The 7079-nt window shown below is 70.2% G+C and carries 7 protein-coding genes and 1 pseudogene; 2 read left to right on the top strand and 6 right to left on the bottom strand.

Features of this window, described 5'->3' with window-relative positions; all coding sequences use genetic code 11:
• The first annotated feature begins 167 nt into the window (after window positions 1-167).
• Window positions 168-1394: an ABC transporter substrate-binding protein gene (locus tag ACFE8Y_RS16190; RefSeq protein ID WP_375465409.1), complete on the top strand. Its 1227-nt coding sequence runs from the start codon at window positions 168-170 to the stop codon at window positions 1392-1394.
• A gap of 36 nt (window positions 1395-1430) precedes the next feature.
• Here ACFE8Y_RS16190 and ACFE8Y_RS16195 read toward each other — a convergent pair whose 3' ends face one another.
• From ACFE8Y_RS16195 to ACFE8Y_RS16205, 3 genes are read right to left on the bottom strand one after another with little or no spacing between them, the layout of a single operon-like run.
• Complete coding sequence (locus tag ACFE8Y_RS16195; protein WP_375465410.1) at window positions 1431-2558, bottom strand: beta-ketoacyl-ACP synthase; 1128 nt, start codon at window positions 2556-2558, stop codon at window positions 1431-1433.
• Window positions 2555-3022 (bottom strand): 3-hydroxyacyl-ACP dehydratase FabZ family protein, encoded by a 468-nt coding sequence (locus ACFE8Y_RS16200; protein WP_375465411.1) that lies wholly within the window; start codon window positions 3020-3022, stop codon window positions 2555-2557. Before ACFE8Y_RS16200 ends, ACFE8Y_RS16195 begins: the two co-directional genes overlap by 4 nt.
• Window positions 3023-3062: 40 nt before the next feature.
• Entirely contained in the window at window positions 3063-3374 is a 312-nt protein-coding gene (locus ACFE8Y_RS16205; RefSeq protein WP_375465412.1) for an acyl carrier protein, read from the bottom strand.
• 261 nt (window positions 3375-3635) lie between these two features.
• On the opposite strand from ACFE8Y_RS16205, the gene ACFE8Y_RS16210 reads away from it, so the two are divergent.
• Window positions 3636-4742 carry an AI-2E family transporter gene (locus ACFE8Y_RS16210; RefSeq protein ID WP_375465413.1) on the top strand — a complete coding sequence of 369 codons (1107 nt, stop codon included), beginning with the start codon at window positions 3636-3638 and terminating at the stop codon, window positions 4740-4742.
• A 48-nt stretch (window positions 4743-4790) separates the two neighbouring features.
• Here the strand turns inward: ACFE8Y_RS16210 and ACFE8Y_RS16215 are convergent, their stop codons facing one another.
• The 3 genes and pseudogenes from ACFE8Y_RS16215 to ACFE8Y_RS16225 all read right to left on the bottom strand — a co-directional run.
• Window positions 4791-5471 carry a metal ABC transporter permease gene (locus ACFE8Y_RS16215; RefSeq protein WP_375465414.1) on the bottom strand — a complete coding sequence of 227 codons (681 nt, stop codon included), beginning with the start codon at window positions 5469-5471 and terminating at the stop codon, window positions 4791-4793.
• 90 nt (window positions 5472-5561) lie between these two features.
• Entirely contained in the window at window positions 5562-5942 is a 381-nt protein-coding gene (locus tag ACFE8Y_RS16220) for a BrnA antitoxin family protein (RefSeq protein WP_375465415.1), read from the bottom strand.
• Window positions 5943-6401: 459 nt separating this feature from the next.
• A pseudogene (locus ACFE8Y_RS16225) lies at window positions 6402-7079 on the bottom strand (aconitate hydratase); the annotation flags it as partial.

Genomic DNA, 7079 nt, shown 5'->3' on the forward strand with positions numbered 1-7079 from the left:
GGGGGTAAGGGACGTCGCGGTCACGTCCGGCCACGTCCTCGCGGGTTGAGGCTTGGCCGCGGTCGTCACGCCGCGCGCGGTACCGCCATGGCGTCACGCGCCGGCCTGACCTAGCATCCGCCCGAATGGCGGCCGCACGACAAGATCCGGCGCCCGGGAGGACACGCATGACCAAGGGACAGATCCGTCTCGCGCTCGCGGCCGCGCTGGCGGCGCTCGGTGCACCTGCCGCGGCGCAAGGCCCGGCCTTCTCCGACGGGGTCGTGAAGATCGGCATCCTCAACGACCAGTCGGGCACCTATGCCGAGTTCGGCGGCCGCTCCTCGATCGAGGCGGCGCGGATGGCGGTGGAGGATTTCGGAGGCACGATGAACGGCGCGCCGATCGAACTCGTCACCGCCGACCACCAGAACAAGCCGGACATCGCGTCCGGCATCGCCCGGCAATGGTACGACCGCGACCACGTCGACGCGATCATGGAGCTCACCACCTCCTCGGTCGCCATCGCCGTGCAGGGCCTGTCGAAGGAGAAGCGGAAGATCACGATCACGACCGGCTCGGCGAGCGCCGACATCACCGGCAAGTTCTGCACGCCCTACGGCTACCACTGGGCCTACGACACCCACGCGCTGGCCGTCGGCACCGGAGGCGCCCTGGTGCAGCAGGGCGGCGACACGTGGTTCATGCTGACCGCCGACTACGCCTTCGGCTACTCGCTGGAGGCCGAGATCGCGCGCTACGTCACGTCGAAGGGCGGCAAGGTGCTCGGCGGCGTGCGCCATCCGCTCTCGGCCCAGGATTTCTCCTCGTTCCTGCTCCAGGCGCAGGGGTCGGGCGCTAAGGTGATCGGGCTGGCCAATGCCGGCCTCGACACGTCGAACACGATCAAGCAGGCGGCCGAGTTCGGCATCGTCGAGGGCGGCCAGCGGCTCGCCGCGCTGCTGTTCACCCTGACCGAGGTCAAGGGCCTCGGGTTGAGGGTCGCTCAGGGTCTCACCCTGACGGAGGGCTGGTACTGGGACCTTACCGACGAGACGCGCGCCTTCGGGAGCCGCTTCATGACGCGCACCGGCAAGATGCCGAACATGATCCACGTCGGCACCTACTCGGCGGTGCTCCAGTACCTCAAGGCGGTGAAGGCCGCCGGCACCGACGAGACCGAGGCGGTCAACAGGCTCCTCCACGCGATGCCGGTCGACGACGTCTTCGCGCACGGCGGCAAGGTGCTGCCGAACGGTCGCATGGTGCATGACATGTACCTGTTCGAGGTCAAGACGCCGGCCGAGTCGAAGGGCGAGTGGGACCTCTACCGGAAGCTCGCCACCGTGCCCGGCGCGGACGCCTTCGCCACGGCCGAGGCCAGCGGCTGTCCCGCCACCGCGGCCGCCAAGTGAGGCTCGGATCGGTTCTCCGGCGCGTCGTGCCCGCGATCAGACCGCGAGGAGGCGCAGAACGCCCTCGCCGCGGCGGTGCCCGACCGTCGTGACCGCGACCTCGCCAAGACCGCGCTCGGCCACGAGCCCGGCCGCGAGCGCCGCCCCGAACGGGGCCGTGACTTCCAACCCGTGACCGATGAGGTCGCCGAGCGCCTGAACCCGCGCCCCGGGCGCAAGCGCATCCAGCGTCCGCCGCTCCTCCGCGGTGATCGGCGCGACGCCGGTGGCGCCCGAGAGGACCGCGTCGGGCTGCGCGATCCCGGCCTGCCGCCAGAGCGAGGCGAGGCTGTCCGAGACGCTGCCGGGCACCCTCCGGGTGCGGTCGCTCGCCACCGGCGCGAGCCGCGCGAGCAGGCGGGCGCCGCGGGCTGCGGCGGCCTCGGCCGATTCCAGCAGGAGGAAGGCGGCGCAACTCGCGAGGATGAACCCGGGGGCGTCCGCGCGGGCGAAGACCGGCGCGTAGTCGGGCTTGCGGAGGTATCCGCCCATCTCGTGGATCACGAGCACGTCCGGCCGCTCGGCGCTGTAGGAGCCGCCGACCAGCATCGCATCGATCTGGCCCGAGGCGATCCGCGCCTGTCCGATGCGCAGCGCGTCGATGCCCGCCGCTTCCTCGCCCATGAAGGTGCGCGAGGCCCCGGTGACGCCGTGGACGATGGCGATGTTGCCGGCCAGCAGGTTCGAGAGCTGGGCCAGGAACAGGGTCGGCCGCAGGTCGTTCTGCAGCCGCTCGTTGAGGTAGCTTCCCGGATCGGCGGCATCCCGCAATCCGGTGAGGATCGCGCCGTCGACGGCGTAGTCGCGCTCGCCGCCGCCCGCCGCGACGACGAGGTGGAGCGCCTGCTTGAAGGCGGCATCGTCCTTGACGCCGGCCGAATCCAGGGCGAGGCCGGCGGCGTAGACGCCGAGCCGCTGCCACGCCTCCATCTGCCGCTGGTCGGATTTTTTCGGGATCTGCCCGTCCCAGGCGAGCGACGGCGCCGGGTGCACCGGATAGGGCGCGAAGGTCGTCGCGTCGGTGCGCGGCGGCGCGCCGGTCTCCAGCGCGTCGAGATGCGCGGCCAGCCTCTCGCCGGTGCAGGAGACGAGGCCGATGCCGGTGACGACGACGGTGCGGCTCATGCCGTGCGCCCGTCGAGGACGAGCCCGATCCGCGCGGCGCGCGCGCGCATCGGCGCGTCGAGGCCCGCGGGAAACGGCATCGTGCGGAACCGCAGCTCGGCGTCGGCGAGCCGCCTGCCGTCGTGGCGGATCGAGGCCCTGGTGACGGCGTAGCCCGAACCGTCGTGCTCCAGGCTCGCCGCGACGTTCAAGGTGGCGCCGGGACCCACGAACGCGCGGAAGCGGGCCTTGTCGACGCCCATCAGGAACGGCATCTGCGCGAAGTCGAGGTGGGCGAGCACGAGGTAGCCGGAGGCCTGGGCCATGGTCTCGGTGAGCAGGACGCCCGGCACCAGGGGATGGCCGGGGAAGTGGCCCTCGAAGACGGGGCTCTCCATCGGCACGTGGGCCAGGGCCTCGATCCGGCCGGCGGCCCGATCGAGGCGCACCACGGAATCGATCATCTCGAAGTATTCGAGCCGCATGGTGTCCCGATCCGTGTTCGGGCGTCAGGGCGCGTCCTGCTCAGGCCTTGGCGGCCTTCTCGGCGACCAGCGCGTCGATGCGCGCACAGAGGTTCTTCAGCACGAAGTATTCCTCGGCCGGCACCTTGCCCTCGTTGACCTCCTGGGTCCACCGCTCCAGCGGCAGCTTGATCCCGAAGGCCTTGTCGACGGCAAACGCGATGTCGAGGAACGCGAGGCTGTCGATGCCGAGGTCGTCGATGGCGTGGCTCTCGGGCGTGATCTTCTCGCGGGGGATGTCGGCGGTCTCGGCGATGATGCTGGCCACGCGCTCGAAGGTCGCCGTATTGCCGGGGTTGGGCTGGTCAGACATGCGTTCTCGCCGAGATTCGCTTGAGACTTGGATTCGCTTGAATGGAGCGCCCCCGGGCGGGCGCCACCGCGCTCCTGCCCGTGCGGCCGGCCTCGCACCGCGGAGCTTGCCAAGCCGGCTCCCATCATGAGGCCGCGACCTCTACACGAGGGGGTCCGGCCCGGCAACCGCGCGATCGTGCCCCTCCGCCGGCCCGTTTCGTGCGGGCGCGCAACGGCGTAGAGATCGGACCCTCGACCGCGACCGGAGTTCGTCTGCCGCATGGAACCGAAGCTGCGTCCCGCCAACGATCCGGCGCCCGCCCTGCCTCCGGTGGAGAAGGCCAAGTCGCAGGGGGCTGCCCGCGTCGCCCTCGTGCTGGCGCTCTCGGGTCTCGGATTGTGGATCCTCAGCGGGTTCCTGCCGGCGCTCGCCTGGGCGGTGGTCCTCGCCATCGCGCTGGGGCCGCTCTACGCGCGGGCCGAGCGGCGCTGGCCGCCGGGCAAGCACAACGTCCTGCTGCCGATGCTGGCGACGCTCCTCGTCGCCCTGGTCTTCCTCGCGCCGCTGGTGATCCTCGGCGTCCAGGCCGCGCGCGAGGCCCACGACGTCATCGACTTCGCCCGCGAGGCGGAGAAGAACGGCATCCCGGCGCCGGAATTCCTCGGCCACCTGCCCTTCGGCGCCGCCCAGGCGAGCGCGTGGTGGACCGAGAACCTCAGCCATCCCGATGCCGGCTCGGAGCTGCTGCACCGCTTCGACAACGGCTCGATGCTCGGGCTCTCGCGCAACTTCGGCCGTGAGGTTCTGCACCGGGCGGTCCTGTTCGGCTTCAGCCTCGTCGCGCTGTTCTTCCTGTTCCGCGACGGCCGCGCGATCGGGGCGCAGGTGCTCACCGCCTGCAACCGCCTGTTCGGGCCCCGCGGCGAGCGGGTCGGCCGCCAGATGGTCGCCTCGGTCCACGGCACCGTCGACGGCCTCGTGCTGGTCGGCCTCGGCGAGGGCTTCCTGCTCGGGATCGTCTACTACGTCGCGGGCGTGCCGCACCCGGTGCTGTTCGGCGCGCTGACCGCGGTCGCCGCGATGATCCCGTTCGCCGCGCCGGTGGTGTTCGGCATCGCCGCGCTGCTGCTGGTGGCCGGAGGCTCGGTCGTGCCGGCGGTGATCGTCGTCGGGGCGGGCTTCGTCGTCACCTTCGTCGCCGACCACTTCGTGCGGCCGGTGCTGATCGGCGGCACCACCAAGCTGCCCTTCCTCTGGGTGCTCCTCGGCATCCTCGGGGGCGTCGAGACGTTCAACCTGCTCGGCCTGTTCCTCGGGCCGGCGGTGATGGCGGCGCTGATGCTGCTGTGGCGGGAGTTCACCGGCGGCGCGGACGAGGCGGCCTGACGATCGCCGCCGCATCCCCGCGAAGGGATGCGGCGGCAATCGAACGGACTACATCGGCGGGGTGAGGCCGTCCTTGCCGACCGCGACGAGCTTGCCGTCGAGCTTCGAGCCTTCCTTGTTCACCACGGCGAAGATCTTAGCCCCGGGGGTGAGGATCGCCTTGTCGGCGGGGTCGAAGGCGACGATCGGCGCCGACGACGGGACCTGGATCGTCTTCGACCCGTCCTTGTCGTAGGTCACGGTCAGCGTCTTGGCGCCGCCCGTGTCCTTGGTGCCGGAGACGGTGGCGTTGGTCATCGCGCTCTTCACCTTCGGCGCCTCCGCGCCGCCGGCCTTCACGGTGCCGTTGGTCATCGCGCTCTTGACCCTGGAGCCGCCGGCGGCGGTCTGGTCGGCGATCGAATCCCAGGCGTAGTGGCCCTCGGCCGTGCCGCGCATCGACTCGGGGAACAGCACCACCTCCAGCGCCGTCATCGGGTTCTCGCCCTTGGTCGCGGTGCCGATGAAGACGCCGTCCTTGATCGCGTCGAGGCTCGACTTCACCACCCAGGCGAACTTCGCGCCGCCGACGTCGACGGTCTCGGTCGCGCCGTCCACCGTCTTGATCGTGACGGTGCCGCCATCGGCCTTCTCGATGGTGCCGCGGATGCGCTCGAGGGCCTGCGCGGAGAACGCAGCACCCGAAAAGGTCATCAGGCCGGCGACGGCAAGCGTCGTGAGGTGCTTCATGGTGTCTCTCCCTGTGGTTGGGTCCGCGGGAGATGGGGCGCCCACCGCCTCGGAACAGGCTTGCGCACAACCGATTGACGCCCGAGCTTCTTATTTATGGCTCATCGGCACCCGGCCGCCGCCCGCGCAATGGTCCCCGTCGCGAACCGGCGCCCCTTCCGCTTCGGCGACCTTGCACAGGATGTCATCGATCCGCGTCTGCCATCCCGGCCCGCCGCTGCGGAAATAGGCCAGGGCCGCGGGCGACAGGCGGATCGACACGGCCACCTTGGCGCCAGCCTTGGGTGGGCGCCCGCGGCGCACCAGCCTGTCCCCGACGTAGTGGTCGGCGCGCGCCATCATCGCATCGGTCAGCCCCGGGAGTTCGTCGTACTCCTCCGGCTGGACCGTGTGGGCATCGACCCGGGCGAGGTCGGTCTCCCCGATCCCGTCAGCGGAGAATCGGGGCGTAACGGACCTGTCCGCGCTCATTGGCCTTCCTCATCGAGAAGACGTGCCGATCCCCGCGGCGGGGAGTTCAGCCGACAATCACCATACGCCCGGCCAACAGTCCCACCGTGACGAGGCGCGTCTCGCTGTACTCTTCGAAGACGTGAATCGGCCCGGCAAAAACCGCCTCGGCAGCCAGGGAGTCGAGACCTCGCTCCGCAAGAGCACGATCACGCTTGGCCGGATCGAAGGTGATGGCCGTCGATTTCGGATATGCGATTAATTTTGGAGCGTACCAGCCGATTCCGAAGCGCCGGCCGACTTTCAGCGTACCTTCCGTGCCCCTGCGACCGGACGCACGCGATGGGTTACGGGTCGGTGCACGGACACGCCATCGGGCAAGGCATGAAGTCCAAATGCGAGAAGCCCGCGCTGGATCGGTCCAGCACGGGCTTCTATTGAACCAGGCTCGGTGACACTGAGGCCACCCGCCACCTGTGCTTACGCCGCGAGCGAGCGCAGCACGTAGGGCAGGATGCCGCCGTTGCGGAAGTATTCCAGCTCGTCCAGCGTATCGATCCGGCAGGTCAGCGGCACCGCCTGCTTGGTGCCGTCGGCCATGGTAATCTCGGCGGTCAGCGTCTGGCGCGGCCTCAACTCGCCCGACAGGCCCTTGATGGTGACGGTCTCGTCACCCTTCAGCCCGAGGGAGTCCCACGAGGTCTCGCCCTGGAACACCAGCGGCACCACGCCCATCCCGACGAGGTTCGAGCGGTGGATGCGCTCGAAGCTCTCCGCAATCACGGCGCGGATGCCGAGCAGCTTGGTGCCCTTGGCCGCCCAGTCGCGGGACGAGCCGGTGCCGTACTCCTTGCCGGCGAAGACCACGAGCGGCGTGCCCTCGGCCATGTAGCGCTGCGCGGCGTCGTAGATGTACATCCGCTCGCCCGAGGGCTGAAACAGCGTCCAGCCGCCCTCGACCACTTGGCCGGCGGGATCGCGGACCATCTGGTTCTTGATGCGGATGTTGGCGAACGTGCCGCGCATCATCACCTGATGGTTGCCGCGGCGCGTGCCGTACTGGTTGAAGTCCTGCACGCGGACCTGATGCTCCTGGAGGTATTCGCCGGCGGGCGAGGCCGCGCGGATGTTGCCGGCCGGCGAGATGTGATCGGTGGT

It is taken from the genome of uncultured Methylobacterium sp. (genome assembly GCF_964242245.1).
In the GTDB taxonomy this organism is placed as follows: domain Bacteria; phylum Pseudomonadota; class Alphaproteobacteria; order Rhizobiales; family Beijerinckiaceae; genus Methylobacterium.